The sequence below is a fragment of the Jeotgalibacillus sp. JSM ZJ347 genome, assembly GCF_044383825.1.
In the GTDB taxonomy this organism is placed as follows: domain Bacteria; phylum Bacillota; class Bacilli; order Bacillales; family Jeotgalibacillaceae; genus Jeotgalibacillus.
Genome location: NZ_JBISEN010000005.1, coordinates 18,783 through 38,138, shown reverse-complemented (window position 1 = coordinate 38,138; position 19,356 = coordinate 18,783). Strand labels below are relative to the sequence as shown.

General features: G+C 43.4%; 21 protein-coding genes. 6 read left to right on the top strand and 15 right to left on the bottom strand.

Annotation, left to right across the window (positions count from 1 at the left end):
* Positions 1-26 precede the first annotated feature (26 nt).
* Positions 27-197, top strand: a complete 171-nt coding sequence (locus ACH6CZ_RS13815) for an SRPBCC family protein (protein WP_374098049.1) — start codon at positions 27-29, stop codon at positions 195-197.
* A 22-nt stretch (positions 198-219) separates the two neighbouring features.
* Here the strand turns inward: ACH6CZ_RS13815 and fdhD are convergent, their stop codons facing one another.
* From fdhD to ACH6CZ_RS13795, 4 genes are all read right to left on the bottom strand, one after another.
* Positions 220-1,008 (bottom strand): formate dehydrogenase accessory sulfurtransferase FdhD, encoded by a 789-nt coding sequence (gene fdhD, locus ACH6CZ_RS13810; protein ID WP_374098048.1) that lies wholly within the window; start codon positions 1,006-1,008, stop codon positions 220-222.
* A gap of 13 nt (positions 1,009-1,021) precedes the next feature.
* Positions 1,022-3,379 (bottom strand): FdhF/YdeP family oxidoreductase, encoded by a 2,358-nt coding sequence (locus tag ACH6CZ_RS13805; RefSeq protein WP_374098047.1) that lies wholly within the window; start codon positions 3,377-3,379, stop codon positions 1,022-1,024.
* Positions 3,380-3,508: 129 nt separating this feature from the next.
* Positions 3,509-3,871, bottom strand: a complete 363-nt coding sequence (locus ACH6CZ_RS13800; RefSeq protein WP_374098046.1) for a Na-translocating system protein MpsC family protein — start codon at positions 3,869-3,871, stop codon at positions 3,509-3,511.
* A gap of 76 nt (positions 3,872-3,947) precedes the next feature.
* Entirely contained in the window at positions 3,948-5,216 is a 1,269-nt protein-coding gene (locus ACH6CZ_RS13795) for an L-lactate MFS transporter (RefSeq protein ID WP_374098045.1), read from the bottom strand.
* 427 nt (positions 5,217-5,643) lie between these two features.
* On the opposite strand from ACH6CZ_RS13795, the gene ACH6CZ_RS13790 reads away from it, so the two are divergent.
* The gene (locus ACH6CZ_RS13790) at positions 5,644-7,338 is read left to right on the top strand and encodes a methyl-accepting chemotaxis protein (RefSeq protein ID WP_374098044.1); all 1,695 of its coding nucleotides are present in this window, start codon (positions 5,644-5,646) and stop codon (positions 7,336-7,338) included.
* A gap of 280 nt (positions 7,339-7,618) precedes the next feature.
* Here ACH6CZ_RS13790 and ACH6CZ_RS13785 read toward each other — a convergent pair whose 3' ends face one another.
* The 3 genes from ACH6CZ_RS13785 to ACH6CZ_RS13775 all read right to left on the bottom strand — a co-directional run bounded on the left by ACH6CZ_RS13785 (position 7,619) and on the right by ACH6CZ_RS13775 (position 8,442).
* Positions 7,619-7,861 (bottom strand): DUF6407 family protein, encoded by a 243-nt coding sequence (locus tag ACH6CZ_RS13785; protein ID WP_374098043.1) that lies wholly within the window; start codon positions 7,859-7,861, stop codon positions 7,619-7,621.
* 124 nt (positions 7,862-7,985) lie between these two features.
* The gene (locus ACH6CZ_RS13780) at positions 7,986-8,198 is read right to left on the bottom strand and encodes a hypothetical protein (RefSeq protein ID WP_374098042.1); all 213 of its coding nucleotides are present in this window, start codon (positions 8,196-8,198) and stop codon (positions 7,986-7,988) included.
* A gap of 34 nt (positions 8,199-8,232) precedes the next feature.
* The gene (locus ACH6CZ_RS13775) at positions 8,233-8,442 is read right to left on the bottom strand and encodes a hypothetical protein (protein WP_374098041.1); all 210 of its coding nucleotides are present in this window, start codon (positions 8,440-8,442) and stop codon (positions 8,233-8,235) included.
* A 109-nt stretch (positions 8,443-8,551) separates the two neighbouring features.
* On the opposite strand from ACH6CZ_RS13775, the gene ACH6CZ_RS13770 reads away from it, so the two are divergent.
* Positions 8,552-8,743 carry a hypothetical protein gene (locus ACH6CZ_RS13770; protein ID WP_374098040.1) on the top strand — a complete coding sequence of 64 codons (192 nt, stop codon included), beginning with the start codon at positions 8,552-8,554 and terminating at the stop codon, positions 8,741-8,743.
* Positions 8,744-8,798: 55 nt separating this feature from the next.
* Positions 8,799-9,206, top strand: coding sequence for a hypothetical protein (locus tag ACH6CZ_RS13765; RefSeq protein WP_374098039.1), 408 nt, complete (start codon positions 8,799-8,801; stop codon positions 9,204-9,206).
* Positions 9,207-9,444: 238 nt separating this feature from the next.
* Here ACH6CZ_RS13765 and ACH6CZ_RS13760 read toward each other — a convergent pair whose 3' ends face one another.
* Both ACH6CZ_RS13760 and ACH6CZ_RS13755 read right to left on the bottom strand, forming a co-directional pair.
* Complete coding sequence (locus tag ACH6CZ_RS13760) at positions 9,445-9,843, bottom strand: hypothetical protein (protein ID WP_374098038.1); 399 nt, start codon at positions 9,841-9,843, stop codon at positions 9,445-9,447.
* A 207-nt stretch (positions 9,844-10,050) separates the two neighbouring features.
* Positions 10,051-11,319: a S8 family serine peptidase gene (locus tag ACH6CZ_RS13755; RefSeq protein WP_374098037.1), complete on the bottom strand. Its 1,269-nt coding sequence runs from the start codon at positions 11,317-11,319 to the stop codon at positions 10,051-10,053.
* A gap of 416 nt (positions 11,320-11,735) precedes the next feature.
* Here ACH6CZ_RS13755 and ACH6CZ_RS13750 point away from each other — a divergent pair, with 416 nt between their 5' ends.
* Positions 11,736-13,016: a Y-family DNA polymerase gene (locus ACH6CZ_RS13750; RefSeq protein ID WP_374098036.1), complete on the top strand. Its 1,281-nt coding sequence runs from the start codon at positions 11,736-11,738 to the stop codon at positions 13,014-13,016.
* 292 nt (positions 13,017-13,308) lie between these two features.
* On the opposite strand, the gene ACH6CZ_RS13745 is transcribed toward ACH6CZ_RS13750, so the two are convergent.
* Genes ACH6CZ_RS13745 through ACH6CZ_RS13730 form a run of 4 tightly spaced genes read right to left on the bottom strand, consistent with a single transcriptional unit; the run spans position 13,309 to position 16,438 of the window.
* Positions 13,309-13,887, bottom strand: coding sequence for an SCO family protein (locus tag ACH6CZ_RS13745; RefSeq protein WP_374098035.1), 579 nt, complete (start codon positions 13,885-13,887; stop codon positions 13,309-13,311).
* A gap of 2 nt (positions 13,888-13,889) precedes the next feature.
* Positions 13,890-14,891, bottom strand: coding sequence for an ABC transporter substrate-binding protein (locus ACH6CZ_RS13740; protein WP_374098034.1), 1,002 nt, complete (start codon positions 14,889-14,891; stop codon positions 13,890-13,892).
* A 19-nt stretch (positions 14,892-14,910) separates the two neighbouring features.
* A complete protein-coding gene (locus ACH6CZ_RS13735; RefSeq protein WP_374098033.1) occupies positions 14,911-15,669 on the bottom strand; it encodes an ABC transporter permease in 759 nt (252 codons plus the stop codon).
* Positions 15,653-16,438, bottom strand: coding sequence for an ABC transporter ATP-binding protein (locus tag ACH6CZ_RS13730; RefSeq protein ID WP_374098032.1), 786 nt, complete (start codon positions 16,436-16,438; stop codon positions 15,653-15,655). Before ACH6CZ_RS13730 ends, ACH6CZ_RS13735 begins: the two co-directional genes overlap by 17 nt.
* Before the next feature lie 320 nt (positions 16,439-16,758).
* Between ACH6CZ_RS13730 and ACH6CZ_RS13725 the strand changes: the two genes are divergently transcribed.
* Positions 16,759-17,541, top strand: coding sequence for an SDR family oxidoreductase (locus ACH6CZ_RS13725; RefSeq protein WP_374098031.1), 783 nt, complete (start codon positions 16,759-16,761; stop codon positions 17,539-17,541).
* Positions 17,542-17,578: 37 nt separating this feature from the next.
* Here ACH6CZ_RS13725 and ACH6CZ_RS13720 read toward each other — a convergent pair whose 3' ends face one another.
* Both ACH6CZ_RS13720 and ACH6CZ_RS13715 read right to left on the bottom strand, forming a co-directional pair.
* Positions 17,579-18,094, bottom strand: coding sequence for a DinB family protein (locus ACH6CZ_RS13720; protein WP_374098030.1), 516 nt, complete (start codon positions 18,092-18,094; stop codon positions 17,579-17,581).
* A 62-nt stretch (positions 18,095-18,156) separates the two neighbouring features.
* Positions 18,157-19,026, bottom strand: a complete 870-nt coding sequence (locus ACH6CZ_RS13715) for a DMT family transporter (protein WP_374098029.1) — start codon at positions 19,024-19,026, stop codon at positions 18,157-18,159.
* Between the last annotated feature and the right edge of the window lie 330 nt (positions 19,027-19,356).

Sequence of the window (19,356 nt, the reverse complement as noted above, 5' to 3'; positions counted from 1 at the left end):
TAGAACAAAAAGAGAACGGTTCCCAAATGACTTTTACTCATACTTTTGATGACCATGCCTGGGCAGTTAATACTGCTGCCGGATGGCATCGCTGCCTGGATGTATTTGATCAAATCGTTAATGGGCATCACGTGGAGTGGAAAGAGAATGCCGTTGAATTAAGAGAGTATTATCAAACAGCATTCAATGAAAATTAAAAGACCGGGCCAAAACCCGGTCTCATTCAGTAATCCGATCAGCATGACTATAAATATTCAAACTGTTCCCTCTGATAAACCCACACGCCGTAATCCCGAGATCATGTGCAAGCTCAATCGCAAGCGTAGTCGGCGCTGATTTTGACAGTACGATTCCGACGCCGATTTTTGAAACCTTCAGGAGCACTTCAGAAGAGATCCTTCCGCTGAATACGATGACTTTTCCCCTTAGTGGAATCCGGTTCTTCAGGCAGTGACCATATATTTTATCAAGTGCATTGTGGCGTCCGATATCAGAGTGGGCGATGACGATATCATCTGTTGTACAGAGGGCCGCGTTGTGCAGCCCTCCTGTTTTTTGAAAATCGGTCGAGCTTTCCTGCATTTTTTTCATGAGCGTGAGACAATTTTTAACGGGAATGGTGGACTTCTTAGCAATGGTTTTCGCTGTTTTCACGTCATTCTGGAAATAGAATTGTCTGCTTTTACCGCAGCACGAGCCGATAAATCGCTTCGAGTGAAACTCCCTGCCTGCAGGGGTTTTATTCACAAGCTCAGTGTAGGCAAAACCGCGATCCTCATTGATTTCAAGCGACTCGATCTCATCCACTCTTCTGATCATGCCTTCTGAAGCGAGAAATCCGATGACCAGCTCCTCAAGGTGAGAGGGAGTGCAGACCATCGTTGCGAACTCCTCGCCATTTACATAGATCGTCATCGCGTATTCAGTCGCAATCTGATCATTTGTTTCACTCAGCGACTCACCATTATAGCGGATGATCGTTCTTTGCTCCATGACTTCTTCATTCACAGAAATCACCTCTTTAATTTGCTTCAGTTTCAAGGTCGTCAATGCGCTTTTCAAGATACTGTGTATCCTTGCGTGCATTGAAACGCTCAGCCTTTTCAACCGTTACAGTGATGTTATAATCCGGAATCCCTGCGTACTTCTCATAGCGTCCGCGTGGAAGGAGGAAGTTACCTTCTGGGAAATGGACTTCAAGATTGCCTTTTGCAATATCAACGAATTTCGCACGGCCCTGGAATACGCCGAATCCATTATAGACGACAATGCCTTCGCCTTCAGCAATACTGAGTCGTCTTCCATCCTCAGCATTCATTAATACGTCATAACGACCTGCGTTGTTAAACGGATCCTTTTCTTTATAGACCATTGAGTTGAACTGCTTACCGCGGCGTGATGTGACAACGAACTGTCCGTCTTTTTTGCCGAGGTCAGGAATATCAACAGAGATCAGATTCCCTTTACCGTCAGGCGTTGGGCAGATCCCGTCTTCACATAACCAGGCGCCGCCCCACTGGAACACGTCTCCCTGCTTTTTCAAATGCTGAACGCCATCATAGTTTGTGTTGGCTTTTGCGATTTCTTCACGGATTGACTGTCCATCTTTGAAATCAACGAGATGAGCTGTTTCAGGCTTCACGCGTTTTGCAAGATCAATATAGATTTTCCATTCAGCGCGCGCTTCTTCGACCTGATTTTTATTACCTTCAATCTCAGGTGAGAAGTAGACCATGCGCTCAGTTGACGTGCTCGTTCCGCCGCCTTCCTGTTCATAGCGCGTTTTAGCAGGGAGGACGATGACGGCTTCTTTCGCATCAACAAGCGTACTTGTATTTAAAATAATATCCTGATGCACACGGATATCGAGTTCGGATAGTGCCTGTTCAACAAAGTCCGGATCAGGCATTGTTTCAAGGAAGTTCCCGCCTGAAAGGTAATACATTTTAATTTTGCGTTCGTGATCCTCAGGGAGTACAGCATTTTCAAGCGTCACGCCGACAATGTCACCCTGCCATTTTGGGATCTCGAAATTCCACAGCTTTTCCATGCGTTCAATATTGGCATCGTTAAAGTCACTGCCTGGCAGAACAAATGGATCGGCGCCCATTTCACCGCTGCCCTGAACAGATGAGTGGCCGCGGAATGGCATCAGACCGGCATATTCACGACCGAGATGACCACGAAGCAGGGCAAGATTTGCTACCTGTGAAATGTTATCTGTTGCGAAAGAATGCATCGTTAAACCGAGTGCCCATGCATAGACTGCATTTTTACTGTTGGCAAGCAGTGTAGAAAGCTCGATGATACGCTCTTTTGGCACACCTGATGAGTCAATGATGTCTTCCCATGACTGATCCATCACTGTTTGCTTAAGTTCGTCATAGTTATTTACATGATCCTGGACAAATGAGTGGTTGATCGCAGAACCTTCTTTTTCCTGCTCCATTTCAAACCAGTGCTTCATGATGCCGTGCATAAAGGCGATATCTCCGCCGATATTGACCTGATAAAAGTCATCGGCAATCTTTGTGCCAAACATGGCTGATTCCATATTTGATGGGACCCAGTAATTATCCATTGCAGGTTCGCGGTAAGGGTTGACAACAATGATTTTCGTTCCCTTTTTCTTCGCTGCAAGCATGTATTTTGTTGATACAGGTGACGAGTTTGATGCAACGCTGCCCCAGAATAAAAGGACGTCTGTACCGATCCAGTCAAGATAGTTAGACGTACTCGCACCGACTCCGATTGAACGCTTGAGTGCTGTCTTACTCGGTGAGTGACAGATTCTTGAGGCATTGTCGATATGATTTGTGCCAAGGAAACGTGCTACTTTTCCTGCTACGTAGTATGACTCGTTTGTAATTCCGCGTGCAGTCAGGAAGAATGCATACTGCTTTGGATCAAGTTTTTTCATTTTTGCTGCGATCATATCCATTGCATCATCCCAGCTGAGACGGGAGAATTTGCGTTCACCCGGTCTTCTGATCAGCGGGTAGGGGATGCGGCCGAGTTCACGCAGCTCTGCGCTTGAATACTGTCGCAGCTCATCAATGTCTGCGTGCAGAATGTCAGCCTTCACTGCCGGCATGGTGTTCAGTCTGAGTACATTCAGGCGGGTTGTGCAGACGTGGGGGCCTTTCAGTGTCTGGTCGTAGAGACCGGATACGCCAAGCGCACAGCCGTCGCATACGCCTTTTGTAATGATGGATGTTGCATAGCCAAGGTTATCGCGGTTTTTCCATGCGATTTTTGCTGTATCTGTAAAGTGGTGCGGTTTAATTTTGCCTACTCCGAATGGGACCTTACTGACCCAGAGTGACGGATCTGGTTTTTTCGAAATTTTTACCGGTCCCGGATGCTGTGTTTTTCCCATTTTAATCATCCTTTTTCTAAGTTTTGAAATAAAAAAACCACCTGAAACACCGTTCAGATTTGAACGGTGTTTCAGGTGGTTAGTCTTTAACAGGATCGCTGCCAAGCGCCAATCCACGTTTGTATGCAATTAGTTGTCTCGAAATTTATCTTCAAGGTTTTCATCAAAAATGAATATGGACATACCTGCATCTTTTTCTATATTGATGTCCACATACAGATCAACGAATTTTGCGCCGACCAGTTCTTCCATTTCAACCGGTCTGTGTTTTTGATAGAGGTCTTTGACCATTTCAGTTCTCGCTGCACGAAGCATCTGTCTTCCTTCGTTTGCCCCTGCGATGAACTTTTCAACTGGTGAAAGATTGCCTTCCATTTCACAGATGGCCCAGTTCTTACAGAATGTCGTTTTAATCTGACTTGGGCCTTTGCCCATATGACGCTTTCTGAATGCTCTTACTAGGTTGCTGAATTCCGCTTCGTATTTACCCAAAGTTGCGACAATCCCTCTTCATTTATTTATCAATATTTATTATGATGGCATCGCAGTGAAATGTACACCAATTTTTTTACCCTGCAAGCTTGTCTGCTTCCTTCGCACTGTTCTCACGCTTCAGCTTATTAATATCTATGCGCGTCAGGAATGTAATGACAAGTGCGACCAGAAATAGCGCAGCAAAGAAGTTCAGGCTGTTTGCATAACTGCCTGTTGTATCCTTGATCCATGCGGCAAATAGTGGTCCTGCAAGACCGGCTGCTGCCCATGCAGTCAGGATATAGCCGTGAATCGCACCGAGCTGCTTTGTGCCGAACATGTCTCCGATGTAGGCAGGAATCGATGCAAATCCTCCGCCATAACAAGTATAGATTACTGCAAGCATGATCTGGAATAGGATCGCTTCTGATGTCATTGGCAGAAGGAAGAATAGGGCTGCCTGCAGAACGAAAAATGTTGTATAAGTATTTGTTCTTCCAATGAGATCCGATATTGAAGCCCAGCCAATTCTGCCAAGTCCATTAAAGATACCGAGCGCCCCGACAAGAATCGCTGCTTCTTCAACTGATAAGCCAATGCTTTCTTCAGCGAGTGGTTTTGCTGCAGAAAGAATTGCAATTCCGCACGTAACGTTAATAAATAACATTACCCATAAGAAGTAAAAGCGCTTTGTTTTGATCGCTTCATTTGCTGTAAGCTGTGAAAGATCCTGCGGTACTTTTTTCTTTTTATCCGGATTGTCAGCGTTAAAACCTTTTGGTGCCCAGTCAGCTGCCGGACGCTCAAGGTAGAGCGATGACAGGAACATCACAGCGAAATAAATGATTCCTAGAGTAAAGAATGTGCCTGCAATTCCAATTGATGTGATCAGACTGTTCATGACAGGACTAGCGATTGCTGCTGCGAAACCAAAGCCCATGATCGCAAGGCCTGTTGCAAGCCCACGGCGGTCAGGGAACCATTTGACGAGTGTCGATACAGGAGCAATATAACCAACCCCAAGCCCGATTCCGCCGAATACCCCATAGAATAAATATAGCAGCGGAAGTGAGCTGAGCTGGACGGCGAATCCTGAACCGGTTACACCAATTCCGAAAAATACTGCTGCGACAATCCCTGCTTTTCTTGGTCCATGCTTCTCAACAAAGTGCCCCATAAATGCTGCTGAAAGTCCGAGGAAAAGAATCGCAAGGCTGAATGTAAGTTGAACCTGGCTTGAACTCCAGCCGAATTCATTGATCAGCGGATTCGTAAAATTACTCCAAGCATAGACTGAGCCGATTGAGATGTGAATCCCCACAGCTGACAGTGCAATCAGCCAGCGGTTTTTTGTCTTTTTCATCTTTCATACCCCTTTATGATTTTTTTGACATAAAAAACCGCCACAACGGTTTCCCGGCACGGGTGCCTGGGAAAGTGTGACGGTAGCTAAACGTACAGGTTCGCTGTAGATAACCACTATGATCTTTAAAGCGCTTTCATATTTGGACTGACAGAGGAACAGGATCGCTATTCGTAGCAGTCTGAGATGTGAGGGCGCTAAAGAAAGTTCAAAATTTGTTCATAATTTTCTGTTTTATCATATAAAAAATGTTGTAAGAGGTCAAGCTTTTTCAAAGGTTAATTAATAAAAAATATTCAGCCTAATGATTATTTTTAACTAGTAAAAATAAAGGTGTTAAAGGAACTAAAAATTATTTTATTTAGCGTTCAAATATATGTTTGCCTGACGATATTATTTTTAAGTACATTTAAAAGGTGGATAGGATATGAAATTTAAATTAAGTTCAAAGATTAACACATTGATGATTGGAACAATTTTATTTGTGACGATTTCACTTGGATTACTGGCAGTCTACCAAATTACTTCAGGCATTAAGACTTTTGCAACTGAAAAAGCATCCAGGGATTTGGCGATGAGCTACAGCTATATTGATGCTGCTTATCCGGGGGACTGGGAAATCCGGGATGATCAATTATATAAAGGTGAACTTCTCTTAAATGATAACAATGAACTAGTTGATAAGATTGGTGCTGACACAGGTGATACAGTCACGTTTTTTATGCGTGATACACGTGTTGCGACGAATGTAATGAACAATGGAGAGCGTGCTGTTGGAACAACTGTATCAGACATGGTAGCGAATGCTGTATTGGAAAACAATCAGACCTATTATGGAGAAGCCGACGTTGCAGGAAACATTTATCAAAGTGCATATATGCCGATTGTGAATGCGGCTGGCGAGACGATTGGCATTTATTACGTAGGAGCGCCACAGAAATTAATTGATGAGACAATCTCAACGTTTTTAATTACATTAGCTGCTGTAGTTGCGGTTATTCTTGTCATTGTCCTTATCATCGTTTATCTCTTTACACGCCGATTGAAAACACGCCTTGTGACAGTAGGTGGAGCCATTAAAATGGCCGGAGAAGGTGATTTTACACAGGAATTGACAGATACCGGAAAAGATGAACTGGCTGATCTTGCTGAAAGCTATAATAAGATGAGAAATAATCTGGGTGCTATGGTACTTGAAGTTTCTCAGATTTCTGAACAGGTCGCTGCTGCTTCTGAAGAGCTGAATGCAAGCTCTGAGGAAACAAGTAAGGCAACAGAAGTCATCTCGCATACCATTCAGGAAGTAGCAGTAGGAGCTGAAGATCAGTCAGATAGTGTAAGTCAGGCGGAACAAATGATGATGGATGTGACAAAAGGCGTTCAATCCATTGCAGACAGTTCGTCTGACATCTCAGATAAAAGCAGACACGCCACCGAAAAATCACGTGAAGGTGACCGGATGGTGGAAAAGACATCGAAACAGATGAATGCGATTCACCATTCCGTTTCCATGAACAGTCAGGTTGTCCGTTCGCTTGATGAGCGCTCAAAACAAATCAGTGAGATCTCACATGTCATTTCTGATATTGCTGATCAGACAAACTTACTTGCACTGAACGCTGCCATTGAAGCTGCAAGAGCAGGTGAGCATGGAAAAGGATTTGCGGTTGTAGCAGATGAAGTGAGAAAACTGGCAGAGGAATCTCAACAGTCTTCTGCACAGATCAATACACTGATTGCAGATATTCAATCAGATATTGCGCAGTCTTCCGCATCTTTTGATCAGGTATCAGAAGAAGTGGATGAGGGGCTTTCGCTTATTCAGCATACAAGAAATAATTTTACAGAAATCCTTGAATCAATGGAAAATATTCGTGAGAGCATTTCTTCTATGAACGCTTTTACCAAAGAGGTATCTGATCATACTATCAATGTGAATGGTTCAATCCGGGATATTACTTCAATCTCACAGCGGAACAGTGACCACTCTCAGACAGTCGCTGCCTCAGCGGAAGAACAGCTGGCATCCATGGAAGAAATCAGTGCCTCTTCTGCCGTTCTATCAAAAATGGCGGTTGATCTTCAGGAGCAGATTTCAATGTTTAAAGTTAATAGAGATTAAAGCATATAAAGTGTCCCTGCGCTCCATTCATTTTATGCATCAGCATGTTGCGAGTGGGACCGGGGGCGTTTTCATTTTATTTAAATGGTGTTCAGTGGTGTTTGGGGTAATATGTATTATTAAGTGTTTTTTTACTGGCAGTGAAGTCAGATCTTATCTTTGTTTCATCCTCTCGAAGATTAAGAATGCTAAACCATTTAACCTTAGAAATTCCACCTGAAGTTTAAAAACGCCTGCACGATTCAATTGAATGGTGCGGGCGTTTTTTGTCGTTGTTCCTTCAATAATTCCTCACAACTCTCCCGTTAAAGGCAGACTCAATATCTGTGTATTCGCCTGTGGATTCTACCAGTCTTGTTAACATGTTTTCTTCGATCATTGAATTAAGATAAAGGTGCGGCTCATTCTCTGAATTTCCTTCATGTTCAATTTGAGATCTCATCTCATAAAAATCCAAGACCTCTTTTATAAAAGAATAGAGATTTCCTTGCCAGTTTTCTTTCGCAAAATGTTCAAAGTTCATGTGATCCTCCCCCCTTAAAATGAAGTGATACATATAGTGCTATTGTATAGGGAATACTCAACGGTAGCCAATCACTGAAGCGCTATGAGGGTCTGACCCAGACTTCAGTGTGACTGTGGCATGATCAATTAATTCTCAATTTACGCAAAAAGTACAACCCACCTGCGACAATCATCCCCACCAATGTCACTTTCACAAGTGAAATATGCTCAATTAACGGCGTATGCGTGCTGCGGTTTGAATGAAAGATAGACCACCAACTCGGATCAGGATACAGGTGAGAGACGATTAACCAACTTAAAAACATCACCATCATCAGTGCCCAAAAAAACCTCAATGTCATCCCTCCAGAGATCCGAATTTTTTCTAATTTAGCTTACAATTCTTTTAAGTATCAGGAAGATCCATGGACTCAAAATAAGCAGCGCGCTTGCAATCAGGAAACTGACAAGACCGCAAATGAACGTGGTAATGATTGTATCGACAATTCCGTATTCACGAAAAATTGGGCTGGCAAATGATAATACGCCGATCCTAATGATCAGCCAATAGAATATGTATAGTAATCTGTTCGTTTTCATAACTGGCATTCCTTTTACACTAAAATTATTGCTTTTAATCCATTATATGGTTTTTTTGGTATAGTGTAAGGGTAACGTTTATTAAGGTATGAGTGAGGGGGCGTTATTCGTGAATAAACTGATTCAATCAGGGTGGAAGTTAAGTGTATATGCTGTTGCGACAATGCTTGGTACGTTCATCGGTATTTTTGTCGTTCTGCGTGAACTGAACCTGACTTTTGTACTGATCTATCTGGCTGTGGTTGCTTTCATTATTGCTGGTAATGCGATTTATGTTTTTATTAAAAGTAAAAAAAATTAGCATTACATACCAGGGTAATTGAAATGACAATATTTCAACATAAGGGGAGATTCTCATGAAGACGATAAAAACGTGTCTATTCATAATCATGGCTGTTATTTTCCTAAGCGCTTGTGTGGACGGAAGCGCTGCTGAATCAGGTGAAACATTTCACCTTTCGGAGGTGAGCAGTTCGTCATTTGAAAGTGTGAAAGAAATCGACATTACTGATGGGACGATGGGAGAAAAGCTGACGATTTCAGCAGCTGCTGATATCGCTGACCTGCTTAATAAATTAGAACAGATGGAGTTGACTGAATATGAAATGGATGAGCCAGGTGAAGGGTATTTGTGGTGGGTCAAATTGATCTCTGATGAAGCGGAATTTGATATGACAGATAACAGGATGGGGGACAGGTATTTCGAAATGGAGCCTTCATTTAACGAGATTATCTCAGGTTTTGTAACCTCACAGAATCCATAACCCTGTGTGGACACAATTTCCGCACAGTATCATTTAACCGAAATGTGTAGAAATTGTATGTGACACAGGGAATTGAAATTTATGATTGTAAGTCGTATAACAAAAGCTTTCATTGACTTAAGTCAAGAGAATGGTGATTTTGATAAAAAAAATGAGGCTGTACCATTTAGCTGGTACAGCCTCAGTCAACATTTGATAGATATCATTTGCAGCATAACCCTGTATTTGACGCAGGGCACTAAGAATATTTCTTCCCTAATCTGGTCGCCCACGACTCACACCAGAAAGTATCATACGGTTTCAAAGTATGGCCTTTTTTGATTCGAGATCTCCGGTAATGATAACGGATCGCAGAAGGAACGGTGACAGCAACGATCATGACAGGACCTAACAGCAGGTTTTGAAAGCTGTGTCCATATTCATGAGCTTTAAGCCTGGTGGGGGCTTGTTGCTGCACAAAAAAGAAACCGCCCAAATTCACGCCACCCCAATTTTCCCCAACTTCAAAGTAAATGGCATGATGGAATCTGTGTGGCCGGATACCCATACATAATAAAACAAGCGCGAGTAACATACCGATCAGGTTGATCAGCAAGCCCCAGGTTAGCTGAATGATCCAGAATAGGTAGATATTCATGTTTCGCTCCTTTGTCCTCAGGCACTCTTTAAATGAGTGAGGTTGTTAATGTCATTGTATATGCAGAAGTGAAAAAAAGCGAAATTGGGAAGATGGGGTGAACTGCACGGAAAACCGGTGAAATGCAACAAAAAACCCCCTGAACCGCACGAAACGTCGTGCAATCCAGAGGGAGCGAAGTCTGGGTCAGACCCAGACTTCGCTTTCTTAGTTCACCTTCGCAAATCCAAACCCGGAAGCTAAGTCATCACCAACAGCAGCGCTGCGTCCGCCAAGGATGTCGTTTGCTTTTGCACGGTTTTGAAGCTCAGTGCGGAGCTGGACGTGAGAGAAGCCAGGGTTTTCTGCCCATACTTTTGCTGCAAGTCCTGCTACGTGTGGAGATGCCATTGATGTACCGCTGATTGTGTTATAACCGCCATTTGGCCAAGTTGAGAAGATCGCTGCACCAGGTGCTGAGATTTCAACGTCGCCTTCCTGGATTAGGTAGTCGCCATCTCCTTTACGTACACCTCTTGAAGAGAAATCCGCAACACGGTATGTGCCGTTTTCAAATCTGTTTTCAAGCGCTGCAACTGCCACAGCATTTTCAAGTGCGCCAGGGTAGCCGATTGAACCAACACGGAATCCTGAGTTACCCGCTGCTGCTACTACAAGAACGCCTTTATCATATGCATAGTTTACTGCGTCTTCAATCAGCGGGCTGTTTGCTGATGAACCAAGTGACATGTTGATCACAGTATTTGTGCCGGTTGCCACTGACTGATCAGCTGTGTGGCGGATAGCCGCTGCGATGTCATCAGAGTAACCTGAACCGTCATCACCAAGTACTTTGTATGCCCACAGATCAGCATCCGGAGCAACACCGTATACGCCTGAACCGTCACTGCCGCCATCTGCAAGAACAGAACCTGCAACGTGCGTACCGTGACCATCAACGTCGTTACATGATCCGTTTACAAGCGGAGTAGCCTGTGTGAAATCTTTACACTGCTCAACTGTGCCCTGAAGGTCATGGTGACCGGTGAATACGCCTGTGTCCAGTACAGCTACATTGATGCCTGAGCCACCTGATGTAGCACTTACATTAGCGTCATTATAGATCGCTTCAATGCCCCATGGTGTCTGGTCAGCCGGTGCTGAGAATGCGGTTGTTACGTTTTCTTTGTTTTTTGATGCATATACAGAAACCTCATCCACTTTTGTCAGTGTAAGATTTTTATTGTTTTGAAGCGCTCTAAATTGTGCCTCATTCATATCAGTTGAAAATCCGTTCGCACTCAGCTCCCAGCGAGAATCATATTTCTTTTGCAAGGAAGCTTTCGTTTTTTGAGCTGACTCTCCCGATACTTCTACGTAAACACGGAATTTCTCAGCATTGTTCGACTGCTGATCCGGCGCAGCGCTTGCCCCAGCTGGTACTGCCAGACTTGCTGCAAGTAATAGACTCATTGCGATACTTCTTGATTTCTTCATTTCCCCGACTCCTTTTGTCGAAATATTTTGTGAATAGACTTATCCTAACAAAAGGTGTGCGTCTTGTTTATCGGGAAAATCAGCGAAGTGTTCATACGCTTTAGGGGTATAATTCCCTTTATCTGTATCGGGTTGTACGGAATATTGCCGCTTGGCACTTTTGTAGGTTGGGAAAATTGTAGAAACAGAAGGGTATTCAAGCTTTTTTCTTCTAATAAAAAAGTTTAATTGACCGTATAACTCTCTTCTAAAAAAGTTGGATTTTACATGTATTCACATTTATTCCTTTAAAAAGTGAGTGTAAATCAGAATAAATGTAAAAAGAAACATTGATAAAAAGAACGTTTGTTCGTATAATTTTCTTGAAAGTGGGTATAAGTATAAAAAGAAACTCACGCTGAAAGGGAGTGAAGGTGATGGAGGTTGACTATTCGCTTGAAAAGAGAAAGGAAATTCTCTGTGTAGATATGCGAAGCTTTTATGCCAGCTGTACGGCAGTTGAACTGGGCCAGGATCCTTTAACATGTAAAATTGCGATCATTGGCAACCAGGAGCAAAAGGGCAGTGTCGTGCTTGCTGCTTCTCCGCGCGCAAAAAGCGAGCACGGTATCAGAACCGGCACAAGGCGTCATGAGATCCCCGACATACATGATCTTCAATTAATTGAACCGGATATGGGACAGTACCTCAGGCTGTCCACTGAAATCACGAAGATTTTTACAAGGTTCGTTCCAAAAGAAAATATACACGTTTACAGCGTAGATGAAAGTTTTATTCAGGTGGATGGCACTTCTTCATTATGGGGAGGGCCGCATGCTGTTGCCCAAATGATCTCTGACGATATGATGCGTGAATTTGGTCTGCCGTGTGCAATCGGCATTGGACCCAATATGCTGGTCGCAAAGCTCTGCCTTGATCTGGAAGCGAAAAAGAAAGGCATCTGTGAATGGACTTTTGAAGACATCCCGAAGAAGCTCTGGCCGCTTCAGCCGCTTTCAGCTATGTGGGGAATTGGACGCCAGCTTGAAAAGCGGCTAAACAGAATGGGCATTTACTCAATTGGCGACCTTGCTGCCTATGACCTGAGCCGGCTGGAATCCGTTTTTGGTGTGATGGGCAATCAACTGTATTATCATGCACATGGCATTGACCGCTCTGAGATCGGTGCGCCGATTATTCAGGGACAGGTGAGCTATGGAAAGAGTCAGATCCTTCTCAGAGACTACAATAAAATAGAAGAAATTGAAGCAGTTTTATTAGAGATGTGTGAGGAAATAGCGAGAAGAGCGAGAAATAAACACTTAGGCGGCCGCACGATTCACTTGGGTGTCGGCTACAGCAAACGCACGCCAATTAAATCATTCCACCGCTCAAAGTCACTGGATAAGCCGACTTCTATTACGATGGAAATTTATGAGGTGTGTCTTGAGATTCTTCATGAAAACCTGCAGCCATTCCCAGTCAGAAAAATTTCAATATCACTGACCAACCTGGCAGATGACTCAGCACTGCAGCTGGACCTGTTCAACCCTGGACGAGAAAAAGTTCACCGGCTCGGCTACGTCATGGATGATGTCCGCCAGCGCTTCGGCTCAACCGCCCTGCTCAGAGCCATTTCCTATACAGAAGGCGGCACAACGAGAAGAAGGTCCAGGTTGATAGGCGGGCATATTTCGAAGAAGGAGTCTATGAGTTGAAGTTAATTATTTGAGTTTAACCAAGCAAAGAAGATTAGCTTACGTAGAAAGATACTGTTAAAAGTTTTGATTTGTAATGTAAAATAAGATTTAGATTAAAATCATAGTGCAGCGGAGCGTAAGGCGGCGACTCCACCGGGATGCGACGGACAGCTGAGACCCCGCAGGCGCGAAGCGTTGAGGAGGCTTGATTGAACCGGAGCTATAAACCAGCTCACGGGGAAAGGGCCCGCCTGAAACGCAGCGAAACGATTAAAAAAGCCGAAACAATATAGATTGTTCCGGCTTTTTTCTAGTAATCCTGCAACAACTCAACCGCCTCAACAATCTCCCCATAAGGCACATCCACAGACATCTCATACTTCTCTAAAATCCGGTCGCCAACCATCAGATAAAGGGAAGTACTATGCACAAACTGATCAGATCCTTCCACCTGTGCAGCAGGGGATAGGAAACCTCTATTTGCAAAGAGTTCAACCTCTTCCTGAGCATAGCCGGAGACAAAATCCCAGTTAGCAAAATCAACTTCAAACTGCTCACCATATGACTGCAAAACTTCAGGTGTATCGCGTTCGGGGTCAATCGTGAAAGAGACAAACTGATAATCCAGCTCTTTTTCATCCAGTTGGTCCTGGAGCTCTGACATGTTATAGGTCATCGGCATGCAGACCGTATCACAATTTGTGAAGATGAAAGCGGCAAGCCAGATTTCATCTTCCATATCATCAGTATGAAAAGGTTCTTCGCTTTGAGTGACTGCCTGCAGGTCAGTGACTTCTCCATTTAGAGAAAAATGTTCATCCAGGTTAACCCCGGATGAACATCCCTGCAGGATCAGCAGTGCAAAGCATGTTGTGATCCATTTTTTCATATTTACTCAGCACTTCCTACTTCAGTGTCCTGTGGAACAACCAGTTCATCAAACTCAGGCTTTTCTTTCAGGAACTGAAGGTCATGTGAAGAGTCAGCGAAGGCCTGGATCACATCTGCATTGACTTCAGTTGTATAAGTGACGCGCTCCCATGCACTTGCGATGATTGACTCATCCATGCGCTGATTGGTGATTTCTTCAATCGAATCCACTGCGATTGTTTGCGCTTCTTCAGGGTTTTCGTTAATAAATGCGATGCTCATTTCATGTGCTTCTGTGATCTGATCAACAAGTTCACTTTCTTCTTCAAGCAGCTTTCCGCTTGTTACAAGTACCGTATTCGGTAGAGTTGTTCCGTAAGCAATTTCGTCTGTATCAACAATAATCTTTGCGCCATTTGCTACAAGAGTAGAAGCCCATGGCTCAGGTACAGCTGCAAGGTCGACTTTACCTGATTCAAACATTGCCTGATACTGAGCAGGGTTACCAGTTACGTGCTTCAGCGTTCCACCAATACGGGCTGATGTGATGCCTTGTTCTTTCAGGAATGTTTCCATCTGAACGTCATGTGTGCAGCCTATTCCAGGTGTAATAAATGTATGGTTATCAAGGTCTTCTAAGCCTTCAATGCCGCTTTGTTCACTTGCTACTACCACTGTGCCGCCTGAAGATGCGCCGGCGAGAATCTTAACATCCGCACCGTTTGCGTAGTTGTTCATGACGGGACCTGGCCCAACAAAGCCTGCATCAATATCACCAGTTTTAAGGGCCGTCATAAATGCACCGCCGTCAGGGAATGTTTTGTATGACACTTCAACGTCTTCACCAACAGCCTCTTCAAAGTACTGCTTTTCTTTTGCGATCATTGCAGGAACGTGGTCAATATTCGGGAAGTACCCAATGACAAGTTCATCTTTGCTGCTACCTGACGAGCTGTCAGATCCGCAGGCTGATAACACCAATATTGCTGCCAGTAAAAATAGTGCACTAAGATTTTTTTTCATTCTCTACGCCTCCAAGTTTTTATTCTGTTGCGAGTCCCCATTTTTTAAGGACTTTCTTTTCAATACGTTGGAAAAACAGTAAGTCGACAATAATACCAATCAGCATGATCAGGAGCATGATCGCAATCACACGGCTCATATCCCCAAAATCTGATGCGAAACGCAGTGAATAACCAAGTCCGGGGCCTGTGCTTAATAGTTCACCGGCCATCAGTGCGCGCCAGGCAAATGCCCACGCGAGCCGCATGCCGGTTACGGCGTACGGGATAGAAGCGGGAATCGTTACTTTGCTGAATAACCTGAAACCCCTGTAATTCATTGTCTTTGCAGCTTTTATGAAAAGCGGGGGAACATTGATGATCCCCGTGCGGACATTAATCGTCATCACAATCGTTGCACCAAGTACAACAATAAAGATCACGGCCATTTCATTCAGACCAAACCACATAATCGCAAGTGGCAGCCACACAATACTTGGTACCGATTGCAGTGCAAGAATCAGAGAGCCAAGTGTTTCGTCAGCAGTTTTTGATTTTGCTAAAAGCACGCCGAGTAAAAGTCCCAGCACAAGTGCAATCGCTAGACCGATAAATAATCGTCTAAAGCTGGCTACGAGGTCATACACCAATGTAAGGTTACTGAAGCCTTCATATAATGAAGCGAAAACATCTGTCGGTGCTGGCAGAAGGGACGGTGATACATCAAATACGTAGACAGCACCCTGCCAGATGGCAAAAAGTAATACGTAAAAGATCATTCGTTTAACGGCTGGCTGCATTTTTCTGCTCCTTTTCCGTTACCTTATCAATTTCAGATTTCAATACCGCCTGTATTTTTTCTTCGTAATAGAGAAGCTCTTCCTTTGATTGTGAGCGCGGTCTCGGGAAGTTGAGGTCGATTACTTCTAAAATTGTGCCGGGCTGTGTCCCCATAACAACAATCCGGTCAGACAGCTTCAGCGATTCTGCAATGCTATGAGTGACAAATAGGATCGTCTTTTTAGTCTCAAGGAAGATCTTTTCCACAATCTCATGCAGTCGTGAACGCGTTTGCTCATCAAGTGCCCCGAACGGTTCATCCATTAAGAGAAGTGCCGGATCCATTGCAAGTGCCCGTGCAATCGCTACACGCTGCTGCATTCCGCCTGAAATTTCATGTGGTGAATGCTTTGCGTAAGCACCGAGCTGTACCATTTGCAGATATTGATGGGCTTTTTGCTGCGCTTCCTTTTTGGACATATCAGGTAAAAGAGGGAACATCACATTCTCTTCAACCGTCAGCCAAGGAAATAGTGCTGCCTGCTGGAACACCATTCCGCGTTCCTTACCGGGACCTTTAATCGTTTTACCTTCCAGCTCAATCGACCCTTCAGTCGCATGGGCAAGGCCAGCGACAATTGATAATAGCGTTGATTTACCGCAGCCTGATGGACCAAGAATTGAGACGAACTCGCCTTCCTTTACATCAAGCTGAATATCAGAAAGTACAAGTTCAGTCTTTCCATTATTCGTAAAAGACTTATGTACATGATTCATTGATAAAAACACAACATCACCTACTTATCTCTTTAATCCTATAAAAATAATCGGAATTGAATGTAAGTATAGCTGAAGTAGATAAAAAGTCAATACTTTTTCGTTTAATTCTTTAACGTGGTGGTGAGGTAGAGGGAAAACTGAAAATGAGCCTTACTTTCAGTTTATGCAGTTATTCGTGGAGAGTGATAGAGGAAAAATCCTATCGCTCATTTATGTAATAAGATGCGCTAATAATTGAAGAAAATTAAGCATGCACTTACAATAGTCATGTAAGCGGATTTATCTCTGGGAATTGTTTTAACATTACTTTGAAACAGGAGTGAATGAAAATGAAACGATTTGACGGCAAAGTTGTATTGATTACAGGTGGGGCATCAGGTCTTGGCTATGCTTCAGCACTGCAGATGGCAAAAGAAGGTGCCAAATTATCACTCGTTGACTTAAATGGTGACGCACTTGAAGAAGCGAAAAGTGATATTTTAGCAGAAGTACCTGAAGCGGAGATTATCACAATTACAGCAGATGTGGCGGATGAAGAAGCAGTTAAGAAATACGTTGATGAAACAGTATCCAAATTCCAGCGGATAGATGGGTTCTTTAACAATGCCGGAATTGAAGGAAAACAGAATGAAACTGAAAACTATGGTTCAGATGAGTTTGAAAAGGTTGTTTCCATTAACCTGAACGGTGTATTTTATGGCATGAAGTATGTGCTGAAAATAATGAAAGAGCAAGGGCACGGTTCAATCGTAAATACTGCATCAGTTGGCGGGATCCGCGGCGTTGGAAATCAGTCAGGCTATGCGGCAAGTAAACACGGGGTAGTCGGATTGACGCGTAACTCTGGCGTTGAGTACGGACAATATGGCATCAGCATTAAAGCGATTGCCCCAGGCGCGATTATGACGCCAATGGTAGAAGGCTCACTTCGTCAAATGGGTGGCGATGACTGGGAAGCAGTTGGTGAGGAATTCGTAAAGTCTAATCCAATGCAGCGCTTCGGTAAACCTGAGGAAATCGGCTATCTCGTTGCATTTCTGTTGTCAGATCAGGCCGGTTTTATCAACGGAGCAGTGATTCCGATCGATGGCGGTCAGTCATATAAATATTAATCAAAAAGCAGATCCGGGGCGAAACCGGATCTGCTTTTTAAATAAGATACTTTTCTTTTAAAGCCTTAAGGTGATGCAGTTCATGACCGGCAGATACATATGCCAGTGCGCGTGCTGAAAAGGTATTTTCACCTAAGCGCCCCTCATTCAGCCAGTTTTCTTCTTTCACATTTTCACTTGTAGTAATCATCAGTTGTCTAGTTTCCCAAAAATAATGGATCAACCGGTCAACCGGAATCGAATCATAGTCGAAGTGCCCAATGGCTTTTTCTCTTTCAAAAAACGGAAGGGAGTCTTCAAAGCCTCTGGTGATGCGGAATATTCGATAAAGCATGTTTGTCTCATTATCAATCATGTGACCAAGCACTTCCTTAGCATTCCATTTATCCTCAGCGTAGCGCTTATGCCAGTCAGCAGAAGGAACGGATTTAAAAAACTCATTTGTTGTCTGCTGGTGGAACTTCAGCAGATCAATTAGGTTTCCGGCGGGCACAAGGTCAATATATTGTCCAAAAGGCTTAGCGTATTCGTTTTTCTCCGGTCTGTTCAGCATCTGCATCATTCCTTTCTATTGCTTCATTAAGTATAATGGCTTTTCAATGAAGATACATGTTTTTAGTCAGACTGCTTCACACTCAGTAACGTAATTGTCGCAATGATCAGTACCATGCCCAGTATTTGAATCCAATTAAGATGATCTCCAAGCAGTAATACGCCAAACAATGAAGCTGTAACCGGTTCGAGCATTGCTACCATTGAAGCGTTAGTTGCGGTTGTATGACGCAGACCAATTACGTATAAAATAAATGATATACCTGCCCCGATCACACCAAGCAATAGAAATAGCAGTGTATCATCAGATGAGATTGCGCCTGCAAGATCCTGTTTATCACTAGTGAAGAAAAGAATGATACAGAATACAAAGAAAGCAACTGTCAAGGATGACTGCGGTCTTCCATGTGAAGACGTATTTTTAAAGCCAAAGATAAATAGTGCATATGAAACCCCTGCTGCAAGTCCGGCAATTGCCCCTTTAACACTAACGGATATAGATGTGAAATCATAAGCGCCAGTCAGCAGGACAATTCCAGCTAACACGCCAAAAATACAGCCCCATTTAAACCAGGTTGAACGCTCGATCCGTAAGATAAAAGAAATCAGCAGAACGAAGACTGGTGCTGTGTACATTAACGTAGAAGCAATTGGTATACTTGAATGCTCAATGCTGAGGAAATAGAATGTAAAGTTACCTGCAATCCCAATGCCTGCAAGTGTGGCCCAGGTGAACAGGCGCTTATTAAATGTCCAATTCTGGTTGAGACGTGAAACAAACCAGATAAAGAAAAAGACAAGCCCTACTGCACCCCTGTAAAAAGAAATCACTGTTGGGTCCCATCCGTTTTCCATTAAAATATCTGCGATTCCCCCGCTGATGCCCCAAAGCATAGCGGCCAGCATCACTAGAACTATACCTCTCACCTTCATTTTTAGCCTCCTTGCTAAAAAATATGTAAAGTTGTCATAATAACCACTTATTTAGTATTTTAGGTAATTCCTTCTAAAATTGTTGGTTAAACATAGAAACTTGAATTTATGTAGTAGTAGTGATAAAAAATTCAATAAAGCCCATTTTCTCAATAATTCAATTGAGAAAATGGACATTATTAACTAGAAAATAAAATAACTATACTTACGAGGATTATAAAATCTGCTGGAAAATCCATTGTTCAAGCGTTCGAACTGCGTTTTTGAAATTCAAAAAGACCGCTGAGTGTCATGGCCTCTTAGCGGTTAGAAGAACGTAAAGGGAGATGA

Bases quoted from the DNA above. Each gene is read 5' to 3' on its own strand.
- ACH6CZ_RS13715 (WP_374098029.1), bottom strand. From the start codon at position 19,026: ATGAAGGTGAGAGGTATAGTTCTAGTGATGCTGGCCGCTATGCTTTGG.
- ACH6CZ_RS13735 (WP_374098033.1), bottom strand. From the start codon at position 15,669: ATGCAGCCAGCCGTTAAACGAATGATCTTTTACGTATTACTTTTTGCC.
- ACH6CZ_RS13760 (WP_374098038.1), bottom strand. From the start codon at position 9,843: ATGAATATCTACCTATTCTGGATCATTCAGCTAACCTGGGGCTTGCTG.
- ACH6CZ_RS13720 (WP_374098030.1), bottom strand. From the start codon at position 18,094: ATGCTGAACAGACCGGAGAAAAACGAATACGCTAAGCCTTTTGGACAA.
- ACH6CZ_RS13745 (WP_374098035.1), bottom strand. From the start codon at position 13,887: ATGAAAAAATGGATCACAACATGCTTTGCACTGCTGATCCTGCAGGGA.
- ACH6CZ_RS13815 (WP_374098049.1), top strand. From the start codon at position 27: ATGACTTTTACTCATACTTTTGATGACCATGCCTGGGCAGTTAATACT.
- ACH6CZ_RS13785 (WP_374098043.1), bottom strand. From the start codon at position 7,861: ATGAACTTTGAACATTTTGCGAAAGAAAACTGGCAAGGAAATCTCTAT.
- ACH6CZ_RS13765 (WP_374098039.1), top strand. From the start codon at position 8,799: ATGAAGACGATAAAAACGTGTCTATTCATAATCATGGCTGTTATTTTC.
- ACH6CZ_RS13790 (WP_374098044.1), top strand. From the start codon at position 5,644: ATGAAATTTAAATTAAGTTCAAAGATTAACACATTGATGATTGGAACA.
- ACH6CZ_RS13795 (WP_374098045.1), bottom strand. From the start codon at position 5,216: ATGAAAAAGACAAAAAACCGCTGGCTGATTGCACTGTCAGCTGTGGGG.
- ACH6CZ_RS13750 (WP_374098036.1), top strand. From the start codon at position 11,736: ATGGAGGTTGACTATTCGCTTGAAAAGAGAAAGGAAATTCTCTGTGTA.
- ACH6CZ_RS13775 (WP_374098041.1), bottom strand. From the start codon at position 8,442: ATGAAAACGAACAGATTACTATACATATTCTATTGGCTGATCATTAGG.
- ACH6CZ_RS13755 (WP_374098037.1), bottom strand. From the start codon at position 11,319: ATGAAGAAATCAAGAAGTATCGCAATGAGTCTATTACTTGCAGCAAGT.
- ACH6CZ_RS13725 (WP_374098031.1), top strand. From the start codon at position 16,759: ATGAAACGATTTGACGGCAAAGTTGTATTGATTACAGGTGGGGCATCA.
- ACH6CZ_RS13805 (WP_374098047.1), bottom strand. From the start codon at position 3,379: ATGGGAAAAACACAGCATCCGGGACCGGTAAAAATTTCGAAAAAACCA.
- ACH6CZ_RS13740 (WP_374098034.1), bottom strand. From the start codon at position 14,891: ATGAAAAAAAATCTTAGTGCACTATTTTTACTGGCAGCAATATTGGTG.